Source organism: Algoriphagus sp. AGSA1 (assembly GCF_021390545.1).
In the GTDB taxonomy this organism is placed as follows: domain Bacteria; phylum Bacteroidota; class Bacteroidia; order Cytophagales; family Cyclobacteriaceae; genus Algoriphagus.
Genome location: NZ_JAJUWR010000012.1, coordinates 58,964 through 82,214, shown reverse-complemented (window position 1 = coordinate 82,214; position 23,251 = coordinate 58,964). Strand labels below are relative to the sequence as shown.

The window sequence follows — 23,251 nt, the reverse complement described above, 5'->3', positions numbered from 1 at the left end:
GCTATACATGACTAAATTATTCTTCATCGCCTTTGTTTTCCAGTGCCTAACTATGAGTCTTCTTTTGGCTTGGAATGGCAATGCCCAGGTGAAAAGCATCGATGAAGTCCAGGTTCATCTTTCCGTCCAAAACAAAACGGCTGTTGAAGCTTTTCAGATCCTGGGAGAAAGCACTGACTTTAATTTTGTTTTTGCGACCAGGGAAATAAAAGATCTTCCTCCTATTACATTTAAGAGTGAGGGTAAAAGCCTCTATAACCTACTGTTGGAAATAGCTAATCAATACCAGCTTAATTTTAAACAAGTTGACCAAAATATACACGTAAAAAAGTCTGATGATACCAATCGAGCCTTAATAACCAGAGCCCCGCCTAAAGAATTAATTAATGGATTGGTATTGGATCCAGAGGGAGAGCCGTTGCCGGGAGTGAGTGTATTGGTTAAAGGAACTACTCAAGGAACAGCAACAGATGTGGATGGCTTGTTTAGCATTAATGTTCCCGAGAACGGTGTGCTTAGGTTTTCTTTTATAGGATTTGTCACCCAAGAGATTTTGGTTGGAAACCAGACCAATTTGAAGATAGTGTTAGAATATGATGATGAGACGCTGGATGAGGTGGTAGTGACTGGATATGGTACTCAGCAGAAGATTCAGATGACGGGTGCAATAAGTGCTGTTACCTCTAAGGATATTGAGAAGACTACCGCCACCACTTCAGCGGAAGCTTTGGTAGGAAGAATACCAGGTTTGACGGCTAGGACGACCAATTCTTATGAAGGGGATTCCAGGCCTGGTTCTAATACGCAATTACAAATACGGAATATGGGAAATCCCCTTTTTGTAATTGATGGAATCCCCCAATCTGTCGGTCAATTCAATAACCTGAACATCAATGATATTGATAAAATTTCTATTCTTAAGGATGCCTCAGCAGCAATCTATGGTATCCGTGCTGCCAACGGCGTAGTACTGGTTACCACTAAGCGGGGAAAGGCTAACCAGCCGCCCGTGATAAGGCTTAATGGTTATTACGGGGTTCAGAACAATACCCGTTTTCCATTTGATCCTCCTGCCGATGCCTATACGTTCAAGCGATCCCAAGCCGAAATCGAACAAAATAGAGGACAGACTCCGACTATTTCACCTGAAGAGTTGGAAAAATGGAGATTGGGCACCGAGCCTGGGTATGAGTCCTATAATCATTATAAAAATGTTTTCAACAACCCGAATGCTGCTCAGTATTCTTTTAACGCGAGTGCCTCAGGAGGTTCGGATGATATCACCTATTTCTTTTCTGCCGGACATGTGAAGCAGGATTATTTGATGAAAGGGCATACGTTTGACAGGACCAATATCCAATCAAACCTGAGGGCAAGACTTCACAAGGGACTGTCAGTAGGCACTCAGCTCAGTGCGAGAATAGAAAATAGGGATAATGTAGCCATTCCGGGAAGGGATGATCCGATCTGGAATGCACTTTTGGGAACTAACAGTTCCTGGCCAATGGAAAATATCTATGCAAATGGAAATCCAGATTATGTCAACGGTGACGTAAGGTTTCTTACACGCTTACCCTCTACATTCACTAGAGAAATAGCAGGTTTCCAAGAAGATCAATGGTCAAACTTTACAGGCAATTTCTTTGCAGAATATGAGTTTGATTTTGGACTAACCGCCAGGGCTACCTATTCCTATTCCAGAAAACTGAACACCTTCGAAAGACAACGGTTCAGCTATGATGCGTATATCTACGATCCTGAAACAGATGAGTATCGTGTCACGGATGGATTTGCAAGCCCATTGCGGACTAAAAACCGAACCATTCTAGTGGAACGGTTTTCCCAGATTCAGTTGTCTTATTCCAAAGATTTTTCCAATCATAGCATAGCTGGTGTTTTAGCCTTTGAAATGGCCGATACGGAAAACGATTATGTAGGAATAGATGCGGTTCCTTCAAATAATTATACACCATTGATCAATTTTATCGAACTCAATGATTTCAGCAATACCTGGGCTACCTCTGCCCGGACTTCCTATGTAGGAAAGTTGTCATATGATTACAAAAAGAAATATCTCCTGGATCTGTTGGGCCGGTATGATGGCTCTTACTTATATGATCCGGATAAGCGCTGGGGATTGTTCCCTGGGGTGTCTGTGGGTTGGAGAGTGATAGCAGAAGAGTTTATGGAAGGGAAATTAGGTTTCATGACTGAACTTAAGCTCAGAGGATCCTGGGGTCAGGCAGGCCAGGAAGTCAACATCACCCCTTGGGGTTATCTTGCCGGAGCGGATTTTAGAACCAGCCAGTATCTTTTAGACGGAAATGTGGTGACAGGAGCCAGGCCGAGGGGGATTCCTGTGACAAACCTTAGCTGGGCTAAAAGTACTACAACAAATATAGGCTTAGATTTCGCTCTTTTTGAAAATAAGCTTTCTGGAGAATTTGATGTATTTGAAAGGCGCCTGACTGGGCTACCCGCAGCCAAATATGATGTGCTGCTGCCTAGCGAGGTAGGTTATACTCTTCCTTTGGAGAATTTGGAATCTGAAGCTCTTAGAGGCGTAGAGGGCATGCTTGCTTTTAGAGAAGATAAGGGGCCTGTGACTTATTCTTTCGGTGTTAATGCCACCTTAGCACGACGCAGAATATTGGATCCATACCTCCCAAGATTCGGAAATTCATGGGATGAATACCGCAACGGCACCCAGGACAGATGGGCAGGAGTTTCATTCGGTTATGAGGTAATAGGCAGATTTCAGACTCAGGAGGAAATTGACAACTATGTAATCAACAATGACTCGCAGGGGAATTCAACACTATTACCTGGGGATTTCATTTATAATGATGTAAATGGTGATGGGATAATCAATCAGATGGATATGCGTCCCATAGGATATAATCTCTATGACAACCCTATTCTCTCTTATGGCATTAATGGTTCCATGGAATACAAAGGATTTGATTTTTCCTTTGGTTTTTCAGGAGGCAGTTTTTACTCTTTCAGCCAAAATCTGGAGCTTAAATTTCCTTTCCAGGGAGGGCACAATTCTCCTGAGTGGTTATTAAATGACCGCTGGCACCGGGAAGATCTCTATGATCCAAATAGCGAGTGGATACCGGGAAAATATCCGGTTCACCGCCAGAATTCGGGCCATGCCAATTACCGCCAAAGTGATTTTTGGAGACGGAATGTCAATTACCTACGACTTAAAAGGGTGGAACTGGGATACTCTATACCACCGACTATTCTTACATCGATCGGGATAAATGCCGCACGGTTGTATGTGAATGGATCCAATCTATTCAGTATTGATAATATGAAAGATATCCATCTGGATCCGGAGTTGGCAATAGATTCTGGTTTACGATACCCTACACAACGGGTGATCTCAGTTGGCTTTGATATTACACTTTAACCCAAAATGACTATACAAATGAAAAGTATATACAATTACATTTTAATGACAATTGCTGTTGTTGGACTGGCCTCGTGCGATGACTGGTTGGAACGAGAACCTCAGACTATTTTGACCGATGAGCAGGTTTGGAGTGACCCGGAATTGATCACAAGTGTTATTTCTGATGTTTATAGCAGATTGCCAAAGCATACTGATTTTACGGAAACGGGCAATTGTGGCGCAACGGATGTTTATTGTGGTTGGAAGGACTATGCTGCCTATGACGAAGCGATCTGGTCTGGCGTAAGTAATTTCGATTATGAAGTCAGGAATAACATCATAAACTATCCATTTCTCAGGTGGAGCCTATGGAACTTTACGCTAATCAGGGATATAAACCTTGCCATTGAAAATATAGGCAAAACTGAGTCGGCAAAAGTTAGTACTACCCAAAAAGAGCAGTTTATAGCAGAATTGAGGTTTCTAAGAGCTTTGAATTATTTTGAATTAGTGAAGCGAATGGGAGGGGTGCCTCTCATCACTACACAGTTGATTTATGATTTTAGTGGCGATCCGTCTCCTCTTCGCCAACCGAGAGATTCGGAAGAGGCTGTTTATGATTTTATCAGGGACGAATTGGATGATATTAAGGATAAGCTGGGCAATGAAGGAAGCCAGACGAGAGCCAATAGCTTCACCGCACTTGCACTCAAGAGCAGGGCAATGCTTTATGCAGGATCACTGGCAAAATATAATTCCTTAAACCCGATTTCATTGCCAGGTGGAGAAGTAGGGATACCGTCCAGCCGGGCGGAGGATTACTATGCAAGCTCACTGGAAGCTGCAAAAGAGATCATAGATAGCAATGTTTACAGTTTATATCAGAACAACCCGGATTTAGGGGAGAACTTTTACGAAGCCGTTACGCAAAAATCCAATAACAATGAAGCGATATTGGTCATAGACTATAGTGCTTCCCAAGGTCTTAGGCATCCGTTTACTTTGAATAATATTCCAAGATCAATGCGTTTGGATGTTGCGAATGTATCCGGATCATCTGCCATATCCCCATCATTGAATCTGGTGGAGGATACGAATATCTGGATGGAACTGAAGGCAGCCTGAAAGGTGTAGGAACTGGCAGCAACACTGCTGGAGGCCAGCAAAACTGGTTTTTTTACGATGAGCCCCAGGATATATTCGCCAATAAGGATCCTAGACTATATGGTACCATCATCTATCCGGGAACCACATTTGCAGGTCAAGCTATCAACCTGCAGGCTGGGGTTTATGTATGGAATGAAGGGGCAAATAAATATGACAGGGTGGAAGGAACTCTGAATTCCACCTATTCGGATGACGGAACTCTTGTGGGGGCTGATGGGCCTATGAGAAATGAGAATTATGTCTCTGCAACAGGTTTTTACCTCAGAAAATACATCGACTCATCTCCGAGTGGCGCAACCAGTTCTATTCAAAGTGATGTGTGGTGGGTCTGGTTTAGACTGGCTGAGGTTTATCTCAATGCAGGGGAAGCAGCATTCGAATTGGGTCTTACATCAGAAGCAGTTTCTTTTTATAATACGCTTAGGGAGAGAGCTGGCTTTAATCCGGAAACCATGACAGTTGCCTCGCTTACACTAGAACGGGTAAGAAATGAGCGAAGGGTGGAACTGGCTTTCGAGGACCACAGAGTATGGGACCTGAAGCGCTGGAGAATAGCCCATGAGTATTGGGATGGTAATACCGAAAGTAAAGAAGCCATGAACTATGCGTTGTTTGGCTATAGGATTGTCCGTCCAGGTCACCCAAACCATGGGAAATATGTTTATGATAAATTTCCCGCTCCCAGACAGGTTGCACCCCGGTTTTTTAGGCTAGGCAATTACTACTCCCAAATCCCTCAGGATGTACTGAACAACAATCCTGAAATAGTTAGAAATCCATTTCATTAACCTTAACCCAAGAAACAATGAACTCTAAACTATATTTGTTTTTATCGATTAACTTACTAGTTTTTCTTACTGGTTGTGAACTAGATAACTATGAAGAGCCAAAATCGACTTTAATCGGCCAGGTGATTTTTGAAGATCTTCCCATCAATGTCAGATCCAACGGAGTAGAATTAGAATTATGGCAGCCGGGGTACGACCTCTTTACCAAAATCCCTGTCTATGTGAATCAGGATGGTTCATTTTCTACGAAGGTTTTTGATGGGGATTATAAACTCACTATGCTTCGTGGAGCTCCCTGGGTATATACCTCAGATACAATCAATGTTACTGTAAGGGGAAATGCTGAGGTAGATGTGCAAGTGAGTCCTTATTACATCTTTGAAAATGTTGGTTTTTCTAGACAAGGGGCCTCTGAAATCACAGCAGATTTCAATTTGCGACAAGTGACTGATCAGGAAAATCTGGAATTCGTCAGAGTTTACCTTGGAAGAACGACCATATTGGATCAGAATATCAATATAGCAAATGCCACTTTGAACGCAGCCGATATTGATGATGTATCTATGCCATTTTCGATGGGAGTAACAATACCCGCGTCTTTGGCGGGAAGAAACTACGTATTCGCACGATTAGGGGTTAAGGTACGTGATGTTCCTGAATTGCTCTATTCATCTCCCCAGAAAATAATGCTTGACTAAGCCCCACTGATTATTAAATAAATCTGTCTCTTATATGATGATTGACCTCTTTGAAAAACAAGAGGGGTGGGACACCACGCTTTATGTTTTCATAGCATGGCTACATCAATACTATTTCCAACAAAAATTATTAACCAATGTACAACTTGACTTATCCATTTCTCACAAGTATGCGGAAATGCACACTTTCACTAGGCCTTAGCATAACATTGATAGGTACCACTTTTGGGCAGAATGTACTTCCCGAAAGTCAAGAGAATGTGCATATTAAAATTGACTTATCTGATGAAAAAGGCCCATTGCAACCTGCATGGGCTTGGTGGGGCTATGATGAGCCAAATTACACCTATATGAAGGATGGCAAGAAACTTCTTTCAGAAATTGCAGATCTCAGCCCTGTTCCTGTGTATGTGAGAGCGCACAGCTTGCTTGTCACGGATGAAGGGCCACGGGCAGCCTTAAAATGGGGTTCTACTAATGCCTACACGGAAGACAGTGAGGGGAATCCTATCTATGATTGGACAGTAATTGACCAAATATTCGATACATACATCGAACGGGGCATGAAGCCTTTTGCACAAATTGGATTTATGCCGAAAGCACTGTCGTCACAGCCGGAACCTTATCGACATTATTGGAAACCTGGGGCAGATTACAATGATATTTATACCGGTTGGTCATATCCTCCTAATGATTACGATAAGTGGGCTGAGTTGGTATTCCAGTGGGTCACACACAGCGTGGAGCGGTATGGAAAAGAAGAAGTAGAATCTTGGTATTGGGAACTCTGGAATGAACCGAACATCGGCTACTGGAGAGGTACTACAGAAGAGTACATCAAGCTGTATGACTATACTGCTGATGCTGTAAAAAGAGCTTTGCCTACCGCGAGGATAGGAGGGCCTGAATCTACCGGTCCGGGCTGGGACAAAGCAGCGGAGTTTTTGACCACGTTTTTGGACCATGTGACGAAAGGGAAAAATTATGTGACAGGCAAAACAGGTTCTCCACTCGACTTTATCACCTTCCATGCCAAAGGAAGCCCTAAGCTGGCTGATGGCATTGTACAAATGGGCATTAGAAGTCAGCTGAATGATATAAATAAAGGGTTTGAAATAGTAGCCTCCTACCCAGAACTGAAGCATTTGCCAATAGTAATCGGCGAATCTGACCCAGAGGGGTGCGCTGCCTGCTCGGAAGAAGATTACCCGCATTATGCTTATAGAAACGGCACGGTGTATTCCAGTTATACAGCGGCTTCCTTCGCCAGAAAATACGAACTCGCCGACCGTCACGGGGTTAATTTTTTAGGTGCAGTGACATGGGCATTTGAATTTGAAGATCAAAAATGGTTTGCCGGATTCCGGGATATGGCTACCAATGGAGTAGATAAACCCGTACTCAACGTGTTCAGGATGTTTGGTATGATGGGCGGACAACGGGTGTCAGTTTCTAGTGGGGAGAATGAGGAGGGATTAGCCTATAACCTAGATAATATCCTAAACTCAAGTGTACGTGGGGAGGAGCAGGATATCAATGCTTTTGCCTCGATAGATAAAAACACTGCGGCGGCTATGGTCTGGAACTACCATGATGACGATAAGGAAGTGGCTGAGGCTCCCGTTACCTTAAATTTTGAAAGCATACCGGCTGACAAGGTTTTGATGCACCATTACCGGGTAGATAAGAACCACAGCAATTCCTATCAGGCATGGCAGGACATGGGCTCGCCCCAAAATCCGACCCAGGAGCAGAGTAAGCAACTGGAGGAGGCAGGACAACTTCAGCTTTTCACTTCACCCAAATGGATTAAGATAGAGAATGGGGAAGCTCAAATTGAATTTGAGTTGCCTAGCCAGGGAGTCTCTTTAGTTAGATTGACATGGTGATCTTTTCTAGCACTGATCAGAGAAAGCAAGGTGTTTCTGAACGTATTACATGCGCTGAAAACCGATATGCTGCTTTCAATAAATCAATACTTAGAGAATTTAAAATGGTAATTGAAAATAAAGTTTTAACAATCGCACTTTCTATAGCATGTGCTCTCGCATCAAGTGCAGGTTGCGCACAAGGTCAGCGAGCCGTGACTATTTCTGTGGATCTCGACAAGGAGGTGGGGGAAATGGAGCCTGTTTGGTCCTTCTTTGGGTATGATGAACCCAATTACACCTATATGAAAGATGGGAAAAAGTTGATCGCTGAGATAGGTGAGTTCAGTCCTGTGCCCGTCTATTATCGTGCGCACAATCTTCTGACGACAGGAGATGGCACCGCTAGATTTAAATGGGGTTCTACCAATGCTTACACGGAAGATGAGAATGGTAATCCGGTGTACGATTGGACCATTATTGATAAGATTTTTGATACTTATATAGAGAATGGGGCAAAGCCATTGGTTGAAATTGGATTTATGCCCAAAGCGCTCTCCACCCAGCCCGAACCATATGAACATTTTTGGAAGCCGGGAGATCCCTATGGTGACATCCATACGGGATGGAGATATCCACCAAATGATTATGACAAGTGGGCGGAGCTTATCTTCCAATGGGTGAAACATAGTGTGGACAGGTATGGTCAGGAAGAAGTGGAAAGCTGGTATTGGCAGCTATGGAATGAGCCGGATGCTCCTTATTGGGGTGGGACGATAGACGAATTTTTAAAATTATATGATTATACAGCCGATGCAGTCAAGCGTGCCCTTCCCACCGCTATAATTGGTGGGGCAAATGACACAGGGCCAGGAAGTGTCAGAGGAGCTAGGTTCTTATATGCTTTCTTGCAGCATTGCCTCACCGGGATCAACTATGTGACAGGCGAGATAGGATCTCCACTGGATGCAATTCTTTTCCATGCAAAGGGGGCACCAAGACTTATTGAAGGAGATGTGGTTCAAATGGATATGGGCCGGCATCTCCGCAATCTGGATGAGGGGTTTAAAATTGTTGCTTCTTATCCCAAGTTTAAAGACCTGCCTATCATCATTGGGGAGTCTGACCCGGAAGGCTGTGCGGCTTGTGGAGAAACTACCAATCCCTCCAATGCCTACAGGAATGGCACGATGTATTCAAGCTATACCGCAGCATCTTTTGCCAGAAAATATGAATTGGCAGATAAGTACGGGATCAATTACAAAGGAGCAGTGACCTGGTCATTCGAGTTTGAAGACCAGCCTTGGTTTCATGGTTTTCGTGATTTGGCTACCAATGGGGTCGATAAACCTGTCCTGAATGTCTTTAGAATGTTTGCCATGATGGAAGGTAAGCGTGTACTGGTAGATTCCGACCAAATGTATGGATTGGACTCGGTGGTTAATTCCAGTATTCGAAATCAAGAGGATGTAGGAGCTCTGGCATCAATTTCCAAGTCAGCCAAAACTGCAGCGGTTATGATATGGAATTACCATGATGTAGACACCAAGGGAGATATAGCTTCGATAAACCTAAAGGTCAATGGTGTACCCTCGGACAAGGTGATTTTTACACATTATAGGATCGATGATGAAAATAGCAATTCCTATCAGGTATGGAAGGAAATGGGATCGCCCCAGAATCCATCTCAGGCTCAGGTAGCTGAACTCGAAAAGTCAGGCAAGCTGGAGATAATGGGTGACCCACTGTCCATGACGATAGATGGAGGTGAAATCAACATGGGATTTTCGCTTCCCCGTCAAGGTGTCTCTTTGCTGAAAATAGACTGGTAAGCTGAGACAGCTGTCGTCTAATTAATACTTCCAAACTCAAAATCTATACTTAAATAAAGTGAAAATAACTAACATAAAATCAAAATTGTATCAATGGAAAGGATCTGTGAAAACTAGTGATACCATTTTTGCAACACCCCTAAGCATGCTGCCTTTTCAAAAAGACTCTCAGGCTCCTTTCCGCTTTTTCAGCTGGCTTGTAGTAGAAATACACACAGATGAAGGCCATGTGGGGTACGGAAATGCAGGACTGTGTCCGGACGTTTGCAAATTCATTATTGATTCCAAATTAAAGCAGCTGCTAATAGGAGAAAATCCGCTTAATACAGAATACTTATTCGAGAAAATGTACAGGTCTTCTGTTGCTTATGGAAGAAAGGGAGCTGCATTGGCTGCAATAAGTGCTTTGGATATAGCACTTTGGGACATCAAAGGAAAGCATATGAATCAGCCGGTATTTATGCTGCTGGGAGGAAGGACTAAAGAAGTTATTCCCGCTTACTACAGCAGGCTATATACCAGGGATCTTGACAGTCTCCAGCAAGAGGCGTTGCACTACAAGTCCGAAGGATTCTTGGGTATGAAATTGAGATGCGGGTATCCCCTTACCGAAGGCGCTGCGGGTATGCGGAAAAATGTGGAAATGGTGAAGGTAGTGCGTGAAGCTGTAGGTGATGAAGTGGAAATAATGCTGGAAGCCTATATGGGATTTAATTATTCCTATGCCAGGCAATTTCTGAAAGCTTTGGAGCCTTATCGATTGAGGTGGGCAGAAGAACTTTTGCTTCCGGATGAGATCCACAATTTCTCAAAGCTTAGAAAAAACACCGAAATACCACTTTCCGGAGGAGAGCACGAATATACCCGCTATGGATTTCATGACCTCATTCAGGCAGAAGCACTGGACATATTCCAGTTTGATACCAATAGGGTGGGAGGGTTCACAGAAGCCCAAAAGATATGCACCCTAGCCCATGCGCATGGAATAGATGTGATTCCACATGGAGGGCAGATGCACAATCTGCATGTAGTAATGAGCTCGTTTGCGAGTCCTATGGCTGAGTATTTTCCCCAGACAGAAATCGAAGTTGGGAATGAGTTGTTTTGGTACATTTTCGATGGAGAAGCTATAGCCGAAAATGGTTGTCTTCAGCTTGATGATTCATTACCAGGCGTGGGTCTCACCCTTAAAGAAGAATTTATTGACCAGTTTGAAATCACAGAATAAACATGACTACAGCTAAAAACAACAACAAAAGTGTTCTGGAGCTTTTTAAGCTAACAGGGCAGACCGCACTCATCATTGGAGGTAACCGTGGACTGGGAAGGGCTATGGCCAATGCTTTGGCGGAAGCAGGAGCCTCTATCTGTGTGGCAGCAAGAGATATAAAGGAAAATGAAGCGGCAGCTGCCTCTATCCGGGAAGCATATAGCGTAGAGACAATGAGTGAGGCCTGTGATGTTACTGACGAGGAAAGCGTGGCACAAGCGGTATCGCAAACTGTTAAGAGATTTGGTAAAATAGATATTCTCATTAATTCGGCCGGGATAAATATACGGGGTTCGATAGAGAAGATTTCCCTGAAAGACTTTAACAAAGTGCAGGAAGTGAATGTCTCGGGAGCTTGGCTGGCTTGTAGAGCTGTAGTTCCCATAATGAAGGAGCATGGCTATGGCCGTATCATCAACATTGGATCCATGCTTTCTCTGACTGCTTTTCCGGAGCGGACTCCTTATGCTACCAGCAAAGGTGCCATACTCCAATTGACCAGATCACTGGGCATGGAACTGGCCAAAGAAGCAATTACAGTCAACGCCATTTTACCCGGACCCTTTGCTACAGAACTCAACCTCCCACTGGTAAATGATAAAGAGAAGTTTGATGCATTTATATCCAAAATCCCCATGGGAAGATGGGCACAACCCCATGAGATCGGGGGGATGGCTCTGTATCTGGCAAGTCCCGCTTCCGGTTATGTCACCGGGGCAGGATTTTCTATCGATGGTGGCTGGGTTGCACAATAGTACCCATAGTCCTTAACTCTCATCAAAATCCTAATTATGGAAAACCAAATAAGACTTGTACAAGTAATTCACTCCTCTCATGGCAGGAGGATCGCATTGGTTCAAGAGCCAGAATTGGTGTTTTTGGCAGGTTATAATTCTGTGTATGAACTTGCCTTAAGTGCCTCAGACAATAGGCAGAATTTAAAGAAGCTTATCCTTGAAAGCTTGTCAAATGAGTCCATTGATTATTCTTCAGTATATCATGGAGAAGGTGATTGGAAACTTCTTCCATCATTTGATCATCCTGATTCACCTTTTTACTGTATGGTTTCAGGCACCGGTCTGACCCATCACAACAGTGCTCTGAACCGGCAGATGATGCACGGTGATTTGGAGGAAAAGCCTACAGATAGTTTGCTGATGTATGAAATGGGTGTAAAAGGTGGTTCACCTGCTCCTGGTGACACCGGGGTACAGCCGGAATGGTTCTATAAAGGTAACGGGTCTGTGTTAAGAGCTCATGGCCAAACTTTGTCAGTGCCGTATTATGCCAATGATGGAGGAGAAGAGCCTGAAATTGTCGGGCTCTATATTATTGATAGAGCTGGTAAACCATGGAGGATAGGTTTCAGTACAGGAAATGAATTTTCGGATCATGTGATGGAAAAAACCAATTACCTCTACTTGGCACCGTCTAAAATCAGAGAATGCTCTATCGGTCCTGAGGCGGTGATTGATGCGGATTTTGAAAGTTATTCCGGTGATGTGTCTATTATAAGGGATGGTGAGAGTATTTGGCGTTCGACCATTAATTCTGGTCAAAAGAATATGTGCCATAACCTCGCAAATCTTGAATTCCATCATTTCAAGTACGATTCACATCGGATCCCTTTACAGGCACATGTTCACTTTTTCGGAGCAGACGCCTTTAGCTTTGGCAATAAAATCAAGCTGGAAAATGGTGACAGGATGTCGATCAACTGGAATGGCCTCGGGAGAGCCTTACAGAATTCGGTAAAGATTATAAATCCTGATAAACAGGATCCACCGGAGATTTCCGCTTTGTAGCAAAGGAAGTGCTTGTACGATGCGCCTTTATCAACAAACTCTAGCTCATTGAATATCACAAAAAAACTAACAGTCTATGGAAATAAAACCAAAACAATAACAACACCATGATTCTAAGTATAAACCATCAAGGATATGTTAAAAAAAGAATCCCTTTCCGGTAATCCATGAAAACCTTGTGTAGAATATTTTATCTGGCTGTGCTGATGACGATTTTGGGTGGAGGTTGTAGCCCAAAGGAAAAAGAAGCGAGCCATGATACTGTCCGGCTGAAGTTTAGACTAGGTCTAGAACTGAATGCGGATACCAAAATATGGGAAGTGTCCAATTTATTTAAAACTGAACTGGAGAAGGCAAGTCCAAAAGATAACATTAAAGAAGGTGAGATAGAGGTGGAGTTTTATGATCAGGGTTCTATAGGATCAGAAAGACAATTATTGGAGGCAGGATATTTTGGGGTTGTGGAAATGATGCAGGTGAACACCGCTGTCGTCACTGCGATAGAACCTGAATTTGGGTTACTCAATCTTCCGTATTTATTTAAGGATGAAGCCCACCATCAGCGTGTTTTAAACGGTGAGCCGGGTAGGCAAATTTTGCTGAAATTGGCTAAACATAATCTTCAGGGTCTGGGGTTTTATAGTGCTGGCTTTCGCAATATGTTTTATAAGTATTCCACTGACATTCCTTGCCCAAATTCCCCAGCGCATCTAAGGGGGTTAAAAATCAGGGTAATGGAAAGCCCTACTATGATCAGTACGATCAATGCCATGGGAGCAAGTGCAGCACCTCTTCCTTTTTCAGAATTATATCAGGGGATAAAGACGGGAGTGGTGGATGGTGCGGAAAACAGTGCCAAGGTATTTATTTCCTCAAGATACCATGAAGCAGGAATCAGTTGCTTCACACTTACCGAACATACGACAGATCAGCATGTCTTGATAGCAAACAGCGATTGGTTGGAATCCTTGGACCCTAAATATAAACGCAGAATAGAAGAGATTTCCCATGAAATTATTCCTGTATTCAATTCCATATGGGAGGAGACAACCCTGGACGCACTAAGCCAAATCAAAGAGGTAGGCGTACGAATCAATGAGGTGGAAGATAAATCTGTTTTCTTAGAAGCTGTTGACCCTGTGTATGCAAATTTTTTCAAGAGTTACCCGGAAGTTTCTTATTCTCTCTACGAAACGATAAAAAACTATTGATAATATGGTTCTATTAGATAGACTTGTCCGGAAACTTGTAATACTGATCCTTGCGGCCATGGTTGTTATAGTCGCAGCTAATGTGTTCTGCAGGTTTGCACTCCAGTTTTCATTGTATTGGGCTGATGAATTGGCTCAGATTCTATTGGTGTGGCTGACTTTCATCGGAGCAGCATTGGCTGTGAAAGATAAATCCCATTACGTCCTTAATTTTTTGACGGATAGGATTAGCGGTGCTGCGCAAAGGTACTTTAAGTTAATGCAGCAACTAATTTCAATACTTTCCATCTTAATCCTGCTCTATTTCAGCACTATTGTTACCTGGAACGTGCGCTATTGGACTATGCCTGCTACGGAGATTTCCCGCGCATTCGTGTATGTGATATGTCCTGTCGGCTGTTTGCTGATGCTATTCTATGCAGTCCGCCTAACCATGAAAGAATTTAATGAGGATAGGTCACAAGGGAAAAACTCATGAAAAGACTTGTCTCCTCTCCATTCAATTGCATATCTGATCAGTAGCACGAATCTTACTAAACTTACCTAACAAAAGCTATTATAACTATGGGAACTGTTTTGATTATCGTTTTTTTGATACTGATATTTCTGGATGTTCCTGTATCGTTTTCTATGCTGATATCTTCATTGGCAGCACTGCTTTTTGAAGGGGTAAATCCTATTATGGTTGGATTGGAAACTACCCGATCTTTATCTACTTTTTATTCTTTTTTGGCTGTCCCATTTTTCATATTGGCGGGTGAACTGATGAATTTCGGAGGGCTGTCTGAGCGTTTAATCCGTTTGGTCAAAGCATTTATCGGGCATCATAGAATTGGCTTGCCTGCCGTTACCACTGTATCTTCCCAGATGTTTGGTGCTGTATCCGGTGCCTCTGCAGCCACAGTGGCTGCAATTGGAGGTATTATGATTCCCACATTGGAGAAGAATGGATATTCCAGGGCATTTGCGACTGCGCTAACGGCCTGCTCAGGAACTACAGGAGCATTGATACCTCCCAGTATTTTATTGCTGATCTATGGTACGCTGGCAAATGTATCCATCGAGAAACTGTTTATTGCAGGAATTGTCCCCGGCATACTTGTGGGGCTAGGTCTGATACTGATATCAGTTCTTATGACCAAGAAAATGGATATAGTGAAGGAGAAAAAGGCTGATTTTGAAGAGATCCGAAAAAGTGTGATAGGATCTTTCTTCCCGATCTTATTAGTGCTTATAATATTTGTCGGGATTATGGGAGGAGTATTCACAGCGACCGAAGCTTCGGCTGTAGCTGTGGTATATGCTGGAGTAGTAGGCTTCTTTGTTTTCAGAAAACTGCGGATAAAAGACTTGCCGGAAATCCTGGTTTCATCTGCGAAGACCACCGCCGCTTTAAGTTTCTTGATAGCCTGTGCAAGTTTGTTTGCATGGACCTTGGCTATCGGCAAAGTTCCCGAAACACTGACAGAAGGACTGCTGGGACTCAGTGACCAGGTGGTTAGCCTCTTTGGTTCTGATTTAAGTCCTGAGACGGCACTTAAAGCACGTAAAATTGTAATCCTTGTTTTTCTGAACATCACGCTGTTGCTTTTGGGGATGTTCATTGATGCAGGCCCTGGCTTGTTGATAGTTGTCCCAGTGGTAATACCGATCAGCCACGCTATGGGGATGGATACAGGACTAGATGCTGTCCATTTTGGGATTTTGGTTGTATCCAATATGATTATAGGATTGGTCACTCCGCCTGTAGGTTCTACACTTTTTGTCGCAAGTGCCGTAGGAAAGACCTCCATAGCGAAAATCACTCCCTTTATTTTAAAGTTTTTGGTGGTGATGCTGTTCATACAGTTACTGATCACCTATTATCCGCCAGTTTCTACTTTTCTTCCATCCTTGATGAACTAATGTGTATTAGCTGGTTATAAATCTATCGAGATACTAGGTCTAATTTTCTTTTAATCGGGTTTATTATTGATTTTTAACCCCTTCTGATGTTCAGGCTGGATTTCTATCTAGTGCAATTATGGAACAAGTAGTCTGTTACTCATTTGCTTGGCAAGCATACCCAAGACTTTCAAAGATTCATCAATCCGCTCGTCCCATACTAATCCATAGCTTAGACGGATGCAGTTGCTGTATTGATTTTGTAAGGTGAACATCCTGCCTGGTGCGATGGAGATTTTGAATTTGAGGGCCTGCTGAAATAGGATTGCAGTATCCACGTTGGGATCTAGCTGAATCCAGATCAGAAAACCTCCCGTAGGCCTGCTTACTTTGGTCCCCTCGGGAAAATAGTTTCCTATTGCCTTGAGGTATTGGATGGAATTGGCATGTAGGGTGTGCCGCAATTTCCTTAAATGGTTTTCATACCTGCCCGTTTCGAGGAAGTTCCCTACTGCTTCCTGAACAATGGCAGTAGAGGAAACCGACTGGTAGAGTTTGGTGCTGATGATTTTTTCTTTGAATCTTCCGGGAGCTATCCAGCCAACTCTATAACCCGGTACCAGCGTTTTGGACACTGATCCGCACCAGAGCACATTCCCGCTTTTATCGAAGCTTTTGCAGGATTTCGGGCGTTTGTTTCCAAAATATACGTCTCCGTACAAATCATCTTCTATCAAGGGAACGTGATGATCTTCCAATAGCCTTACCACTGCTTCCTTATGTGAATCAGGCATACAACTTCCTGTGGGATTGTTGAAGTTGCTGACCAACAGACAGGCTGCTGCATTTTGCTTTTTCAGTGTTTCTTCCAATATATCTATATCAATTCCCGTATCAGGATGAGTAGGGAGTTCCACCACTTGCAGGCCAAGGCTTTGCGCCAGCTGCAAAACACCAAAATATACCGGGCTTTCTGTCAGCAGTACATCTCCTTTCTTTGTGATGGACATCAGGCTGTAGGATAATGCCCCCATGCATCCAGGAGTGGTGACCAGGTCGTCCTCAGTCAAGGTTCCCTCCCATGAGATAGAACCTTTAGCTATCTGGTTCCTTAATTTTTGATTTCCCTGGATACTATCGTACATTATTCCGCTATGGGGCATTTCGCGGATAGCCCGGGTCAGCGACTTGTTGATTTTTGCAACAGGCAGAAGTTTTGGATCAGGTACTCCAAGTGAAAAGTTCACATTCGTTTCCGTTCCCAATACAGAGAAAACATCGGCAATCAATTGCTCTGTTTTGTCCGCCCCTTCATCCTGAACGGGCTGGCTGATTTCGGGTATTTCTGGAAACTTATGATGGGAATACACAACATAATATCCACTTTGAGGGCGTGAGGCTATCAGGCCTTTTGATTCCAGCTGATAATAGGCGTTCAGGGCCGTATTCATGCTCACTCCCTGTTCCCTGCAGATTTTACGGACAGAAGGGAGTTTGTCCCCGATCTTAAAGACCTGTTTTTTGATTTGATGCTCTATGGTCTGCGCTATGTTCTGATAGATGAATTGCTGTGACATACGTTTGAAATTTAAACTGTACCTATCAAAAATAGTAAAATTGTATCTGTATTCATTCCTGATCTTTTTTCAGATTTGTTATACATCAAAACCTATTGGACAATGATTGATTTTACTTCTTTACCGGTAACCGAAAATCCTAATTCAGGACTTGGCGCAGTTGACTTTGACCACATCGTGTTTGGCCAAAATCCCACTGACCATATGCTTCAGGCGATTTACGGCAATTCGGAATGGATCCACGCTGAAATTGTGCCCTTTTCCATGATTTCCCTAAGTCCCTTGGCCCTCTGCCTGCATTATGGGCAGACAGTTTTTGAAGGATTCAAAGCCTATCGCCAGCCAAGTGGAGACATTAGTATTTTCCGAATGGACAAGCACTATCAACGGATCAACCGCTCGCTGAGCCGCATGGGGATGCCTGAGCTTCCCGAATCCCTCTTCATGCAAGGCATTCGGCAACTTGTTGATTTGGAGAGAGACTGGATTCCTTCCGCAAAAGATTCTTCTCTCTATATTCGCCCCTTTGTATTTGCATCTGAGCCCAGACTGGGTGTGAAAGCGGCCAGAGAATACCGCTTTATGGTGGTATGTATGCCTATGGGCAAATACTATGAGGGAAATGTCAGTGTAAAGGTAGAGACGGAATTTGTGCGGGCAGTAGAAGGAGGAACAGGAGATGCCAAGTGCGGAGGGAATTATGCGGCGGCGATTCTTCCCACCCAACTTGCCATCCAACAGGGATATGACCAGTTGATCTGGACAGATGGAATTCATCATGAATACATGGAGGAATCCGGCACGATGAACCTTATGTTTGTGATCGATAGAACACTGGTCACGCCGCCATTGACGGGAAGTATTCTGGAAGGGATTACCCGGGATTCCATCTTGACCATAGCACTGGATTTGGGTATTCCGATAGAAGAGCGGAAAATAAGTTACAGGGAGTTGGTTGCCGCTTTTGAAGAGGGAAAGAAAATCGAAGCATTCGGGGTAGGGACTGCGGCAGTAATTTCTCCCATAGAGAGGATTGGGATTAACGGTCATGATTATTTCCCTTCGGTTCAGGATTCCAGTCTTTTTATTACCTTGAAAGAACAACTGCAAGACATCAGGGCAGGACTTGCTCCAGATCGCCACGGTTGGAATGAAATTATATAGCGGATACGATGAGGACAATAGTAATAACCGGAGCCAGCCGCGGAATCGGAGCGGCAACCGCCTTGCTTGCAGCTAAATCCGGTTATTCGGTGGTTGTGAATTACCTCAACTATAAGGAGGGAGCTGAAGTAGTCGCAAATGAGATTGAACGTCTGGGGTCAAAAGCATTCGTGATACAGGGAGATATTTCCAAACCGGATGAGATAGTTAACATGTTTAGTAGGATCGATCGGGAATGCGGACCCATTTATGGATTAGTAAACAACGCCGGAATACTTGAGCCACAGATGAGCGTAGAGAGTATGGATCGTGAACGTCTTATGCGGGTAATGCAAACCAATGTCATAGGAACGATATTATGTGCAAAAGAAGCGGTAACCCGTATGTCTATAAAATATGGAGGTATGGGGGGAGCAATCGTCAATGTATCTTCAATTGCGGCTAAAACCGGCTCCCCTTTTGAATATGTCGATTATGCCGCTTCCAAGGGAGCTATTGACACTTTTACCGTTGGGTTGGCCAAAGAAGTTGCGGCAGAAGGTATTAGGGTGAATGCTGTCCGTCCCGGTTTGGTTTACACCGATATCCATACTTCGGGAGGAGAGTCTGACCGGGTGGAACGTTTGAAATCAAAGATTCCGCTCAAAAGAGGCGGTAAAGCGAATGAAGTAGCGGAGGCTATTCTTTGGCTGCTTTCAAGCAAGGCATCATTTACTACGGGAAGTTTTATTGATGTAAGTGGAGGATTATAATTGGTCATAGTTATGAAAGAATTTATAAGGGAGTTTTTCGATTACAATTATCAAATAAATAAGGAGCTGGGTAAGCGTTTTCAGTCCTATAATCACCAGCTGGATACTGAGATTTGCAGACTTGCCAATCATATCCTGAATGCCCAGAAAGTCTGGATAGACAGGATCAAGCAAAACAAACCGAATATAAAACCCTGGGATGATTTCCCTATTGAATCCTTTTCCGAAAGAAATGAGCAGCTCAATCAAGAAATCCAAAGCGTGCTGGACAGCAGGGAAGTAGAGGAAATGATTTCATATCGGAATTTCTCCGGAGCCAGATTTGAAAGCAGGATCTTGGATGTCCTCATGCATCTGGTCAACCATTCCACCTATCACCGGGGGCAGATTGCCATGCTGATGCGTAAAAAGGGATTGGAACCTATTAGCTCCGATTACATTCATTTTAAAAAGTGAATTCGAAGTTAGCTAGATTAATACACCGTAGCATATTGATCTTTTACGCTCAGCACTACCGGATATTTTATTAGGGCTTGCTGAAAAAGTCTCAGCTATACCAGCCCTGCCTGCCCTCCGGGAGGCGGGCCTACCGGCAAGGCAGGTTCAAGGCGGCCGAGTGAAGATGTATGCTTACACTTCGAATGAGGCCAACGTAGAAGATGGCATGGCTGGGGCTAGCATGAAAATCCCGGTTTTGGGATTTTTTGATACCAGGATAAAGACCTCTTTTCGTCAAAAACATTGCACTTGCTGAAAAACCGCTCGCATGAAAAATAGGCTAATCATTGAACATGATAGCTTTTGATCTATTACTGGCGTTTTTAAGCATGCCCTTATTAACGCTTAATCCCCCATTAAGTCAAGGAAAAAGGACGGATAAAAAACACCTCAAAGTTATCGGAAGGAATTAAAAAGGTGCAGAGAACATAATAATCCTTAAAGTTATCCTGATAAGGGACAACCATTACTCCTCAATTACGATCAAAAACTACAAGACAAACTAATCTGCTCATTACCTTAACGCGTTGAAAAACACCCCTTACATAAGACCCAAGACAGCAGTACCGCGGTTTTGCGAGGAGAACGGCTTCTACACCACCAAAGCCCATTCCCTCAATATGTCCAGGATCAAGGGCAAAAACACCAAACCTGAAAAACTCCTTAAGAAAGCGCTGTGGCATGCAGGCATCCGATACAAATCCCCAAAGAAAGCACTCCCCGGCAAACCCGATATCAGCCTGAAGAAATACAAGCTCGTAATTTTTGTCGATGGGTCGTTCTGGCATGGGTACGACTGGGAACACAGAAAACAAACCATCAAATCCAACCGGGAATTCTGGATCGCAAAGATTGAGCGGAACATGGAACGGGATCTGGAGGTCAATGCTTATTACCGTTCGAAAGGCTGGACGGTATTGAGGTTTTGGGATTTTGAGGTGAAAAAAGAACTCGGTACTATACTCGGAAATGTGTTGCCTTATCTCGACCAATACACTGAATAAACATGCAAACATGGTATCATCGATCGGAGTGTGGCTTTAGTCTATTCCTCTAGAGAATTGAATTTGCAAAGGTACTGGGCGAGGTGAGACCCTTGATCTGTGTAGGAGAGAATGTCCGTGGCCTACTGAACCATGACGAGGTAGAACTCTTGCTGGCATGAAATCCACTCTGGACGAGATCGGTTACAAGCCTTTGGACTAAAGAATGCTGAAAGCGATTTTTTATAACGTATCCCAAAAACGGGAACAGTTGATCCTGGTAGGCATCTGAAAGGATATCGACATTGATTCCCTATATCCTAAGCCTCATTGGTGAGATTCCTGAATGAGACATATTAGGCCTATGGTCTAGAAGAAAAGTCCTTTGATCCGGATCAGGTGCCGATGGAATCTTCCGTTTAACTATCAAATTCGCATTTTTTTTGAATATCGATTCGAAATAGTTTCATAGTTCTTGAAGATCGCTCGTCCCATCTGTTTCATGTAAATATTCCAGTCATCGAAATGGCTGGCAGTGACCAGTATCATAATCCAGCGACTCCTGCTAAATACGGCTTATCCTGACTTTAACCCAAACAGAGGTCTGATAACAGGTATCCGGCGGATCAGTTCAAATGTGCCAAAACTGCCCACAAACGTCGCCAAAACTACCAATACAAATTGTAGCTGGACGGGAATAGCCATAGGAAACACCCACGTGGACCCCAGATACAGGAATATCATATGCAGAATATAGATAGGATAAGCTGCCTGACTCAAATAGGATAGGGTCTTGCCAGAGCCTTTGAGGTAAAGACTGCCAAAAGCGAACACAGTCAAAATCCAGGAATAGGATTCAATGGCAAGTACGTAGGAAGGAGGAAAGCTTGAATACTGAATTAACCTATAGGCAAACAACAAAACTCCTACAATGGGGAATATCCATCGATAGGTTTGGATCATTTTCCAGAATGGATCTCCGCTGAGTACGAAGCAAAAACCGAAAAAGAAAGCCAATAATCCGAGAACAAATCCATGCCAGGTCATTGCATACAGCTCGAAAGGCAGGGGATTAATCAAAATTGCCTCGGCTACCAAAGCGGCCAACACGATTAACAGTCCCCAGGGCTTTCCCAGAACATGTTTCATCCAGGTCACAAACTTTCCTGATTCATTTTTCCTGATCAGATAAAAGAGCGGACTCAAAAGGACAACATAACAAAAGATGTTTCCCAAAAACCACAGATGGCCCGGAGCCCAGGAATACTTCAGTTCCATACCATAGTACCAACGCCAAATCAGGAGATGTAGTGGAACTATTGTGAACATACCAAAGACGAAGGGCACCAAAATTCTTCTCGTCCTTTCCCTTATCAACTGCTTCCAAGTACGGGACTGCATGGCGAAATAAACCCCCATGCCGGAGACAAAAAAGAGGAGGGGGATTCTCCAGATATTCAGAAGTGCCATGGGCCACCACAAGGTAGCCCATGGTTCATCTGATGTGATAAAACCGATCATTCTGCCCCAGGACTGAAACCCTATGGCAACATGATAGATCAGGAGTAGGCCTATGGCGATCACTCTCAGCCAATCGATATCATGTCGTCTGCTGATACTCTTTCTTGGGTTTTCCATGGGGTCAGTTCAGCATTTTTGCGATTTCCGGTCTGATTTTCTCCAGATAGGCATAATCCAGTTTGAGTCCCATGGGTTCCAGCATCCCACCCATGATGTCATAGACTTCTTTGACTTCTGAAAATGGCGCTGATACATTGTCATAAGCTGTAGTGCCGTATTTGTTTTTAATGGTTTTGTCCGCCTTTCTTTCCAGCAAAAGCTGGACTATCTCCGGACGTCCAAAAAACGCCGCGGAAATCAGTGCTGTGGAACCGTCATTGTTTTGGAAGTTGATATCGGCTCCTGCATCCAAGAGCAAAATGCTCATGTCTTTTTTTCCGAAGATGGCCGCAGTGATCAATGGACTTGACCCGCCAAAAGGATCTTTCTCATTCAGGTTGCTTCCGACCTCGATATGCTGTTTTACGGCATTTATATTGTCGGTGACTACTGCTGTGTGTAGGTCTATGTCAGGAGCACCTTCTTTTTTGGAAGAAGATGTACTGCATGAGACTAGTGTGAGCATCGTCATAATAAACGCGGCGAAAATGTGGGATTGAAATACAGTTTTTTTCATTGGAATTTTGATTTGTTTGAATGTCACAAAGTAAAATCACCGACTTTGGCCACACTAAACAGACATGCTTCCAAAAGCATAAGCTTTTATCATTTGGATAGCAATTATGACGCAGGCCTATAAAAAATGACGCAAAAAGCCTACATTCAATACTTAA

19 protein-coding genes are annotated in these 23,251 nt (G+C 43.6%); 16 read left to right on the top strand and 3 right to left on the bottom strand.

The window, feature by feature from the left end; genetic code table 11:
* The first annotated feature begins 52 nt into the window (after positions 1-52).
* From LZF95_RS11215 to LZF95_RS11165, 12 genes are all read left to right on the top strand, one after another.
* Positions 53-3,418: a TonB-dependent receptor gene (locus tag LZF95_RS11215; RefSeq protein ID WP_233755088.1), complete on the top strand. Its 3,366-nt coding sequence runs from the start codon at positions 53-55 to the stop codon at positions 3,416-3,418.
* A gap of 18 nt (positions 3,419-3,436) precedes the next feature.
* Positions 3,437-4,525, top strand: a complete 1,089-nt coding sequence (locus LZF95_RS27680) for a RagB/SusD family nutrient uptake outer membrane protein (RefSeq protein ID WP_306422320.1) — start codon at positions 3,437-3,439, stop codon at positions 4,523-4,525.
* Positions 4,420-5,355 (top strand): RagB/SusD family nutrient uptake outer membrane protein, encoded by a 936-nt coding sequence (locus LZF95_RS27675; RefSeq protein ID WP_368670776.1) that lies wholly within the window; start codon positions 4,420-4,422, stop codon positions 5,353-5,355. The genes LZF95_RS27680 and LZF95_RS27675 overlap by 106 nt, the downstream gene beginning before the upstream one ends.
* A gap of 17 nt (positions 5,356-5,372) precedes the next feature.
* On the top strand, positions 5,373-6,053 hold the full coding sequence (locus LZF95_RS11205) for a DUF3823 domain-containing protein (protein ID WP_233755087.1): 681 nt from the start codon (positions 5,373-5,375) through the stop codon (positions 6,051-6,053).
* Between the two features lie 137 nt (positions 6,054-6,190).
* Complete coding sequence (locus LZF95_RS11200; RefSeq protein WP_233755086.1) at positions 6,191-7,942, top strand: beta-xylosidase; 1,752 nt, start codon at positions 6,191-6,193, stop codon at positions 7,940-7,942.
* 233 nt (positions 7,943-8,175) lie between these two features.
* Positions 8,176-9,753 (top strand): beta-xylosidase, encoded by a 1,578-nt coding sequence (locus LZF95_RS11195; RefSeq protein WP_233755163.1) that lies wholly within the window; start codon positions 8,176-8,178, stop codon positions 9,751-9,753.
* Between the two features lie 145 nt (positions 9,754-9,898).
* On the top strand, positions 9,899-10,981 hold the full coding sequence (locus tag LZF95_RS11190; protein ID WP_233755085.1) for an enolase C-terminal domain-like protein: 1,083 nt from the start codon (positions 9,899-9,901) through the stop codon (positions 10,979-10,981).
* Positions 10,982-10,983: 2 nt separating this feature from the next.
* Positions 10,984-11,778, top strand: coding sequence for an SDR family NAD(P)-dependent oxidoreductase (locus tag LZF95_RS11185; protein ID WP_233755084.1), 795 nt, complete (start codon positions 10,984-10,986; stop codon positions 11,776-11,778).
* 36 nt (positions 11,779-11,814) lie between these two features.
* On the top strand, positions 11,815-12,828 hold the full coding sequence (gene araD1 / locus LZF95_RS11180) for an AraD1 family protein (protein ID WP_233755083.1): 1,014 nt from the start codon (positions 11,815-11,817) through the stop codon (positions 12,826-12,828).
* 167 nt (positions 12,829-12,995) lie between these two features.
* On the top strand, positions 12,996-14,039 hold the full coding sequence (locus LZF95_RS11175) for a TRAP transporter substrate-binding protein (RefSeq protein WP_233755082.1): 1,044 nt from the start codon (positions 12,996-12,998) through the stop codon (positions 14,037-14,039).
* Positions 14,040-14,043: 4 nt separating this feature from the next.
* Complete coding sequence (locus LZF95_RS11170; RefSeq protein ID WP_233755081.1) at positions 14,044-14,517, top strand: TRAP transporter small permease; 474 nt, start codon at positions 14,044-14,046, stop codon at positions 14,515-14,517.
* A gap of 86 nt (positions 14,518-14,603) precedes the next feature.
* Positions 14,604-15,944 carry a TRAP transporter large permease gene (locus LZF95_RS11165; protein WP_233755080.1) on the top strand — a complete coding sequence of 447 codons (1,341 nt, stop codon included), beginning with the start codon at positions 14,604-14,606 and terminating at the stop codon, positions 15,942-15,944.
* A 116-nt stretch (positions 15,945-16,060) separates the two neighbouring features.
* Here LZF95_RS11165 and LZF95_RS11160 read toward each other — a convergent pair whose 3' ends face one another.
* Positions 16,061-17,500 carry a PLP-dependent aminotransferase family protein gene (locus LZF95_RS11160; RefSeq protein WP_233755079.1) on the bottom strand — a complete coding sequence of 480 codons (1,440 nt, stop codon included), beginning with the start codon at positions 17,498-17,500 and terminating at the stop codon, positions 16,061-16,063.
* Between the two features lie 102 nt (positions 17,501-17,602).
* Here LZF95_RS11160 and LZF95_RS11155 point away from each other — a divergent pair, with 102 nt between their 5' ends.
* From LZF95_RS11155 to LZF95_RS11140, 4 genes are all read left to right on the top strand, one after another.
* Positions 17,603-18,664, top strand: a complete 1,062-nt coding sequence (locus LZF95_RS11155) for a branched-chain amino acid aminotransferase (RefSeq protein WP_233755078.1) — start codon at positions 17,603-17,605, stop codon at positions 18,662-18,664.
* A gap of 8 nt (positions 18,665-18,672) precedes the next feature.
* Complete coding sequence (locus LZF95_RS11150) at positions 18,673-19,416, top strand: SDR family oxidoreductase (protein ID WP_233755077.1); 744 nt, start codon at positions 18,673-18,675, stop codon at positions 19,414-19,416.
* 12 nt (positions 19,417-19,428) lie between these two features.
* The gene (locus tag LZF95_RS11145; protein ID WP_233755076.1) at positions 19,429-19,872 is read left to right on the top strand and encodes a DinB family protein; all 444 of its coding nucleotides are present in this window, start codon (positions 19,429-19,431) and stop codon (positions 19,870-19,872) included.
* A gap of 569 nt (positions 19,873-20,441) precedes the next feature.
* Positions 20,442-20,918 carry a very short patch repair endonuclease gene (locus tag LZF95_RS11140; RefSeq protein ID WP_233755075.1) on the top strand — a complete coding sequence of 159 codons (477 nt, stop codon included), beginning with the start codon at positions 20,442-20,444 and terminating at the stop codon, positions 20,916-20,918.
* Between the two features lie 555 nt (positions 20,919-21,473).
* Here LZF95_RS11140 and LZF95_RS11135 read toward each other — a convergent pair.
* Complete coding sequence (locus tag LZF95_RS11135; RefSeq protein WP_233755074.1) at positions 21,474-22,535, bottom strand: acyltransferase family protein; 1,062 nt, start codon at positions 22,533-22,535, stop codon at positions 21,474-21,476.
* 4 nt (positions 22,536-22,539) lie between these two features.
* On the bottom strand, positions 22,540-23,094 hold the full coding sequence (locus LZF95_RS11130; protein ID WP_233755073.1) for an ankyrin repeat domain-containing protein: 555 nt from the start codon (positions 23,092-23,094) through the stop codon (positions 22,540-22,542).
* Positions 23,095-23,251: the final 157 nt, after the last annotated feature.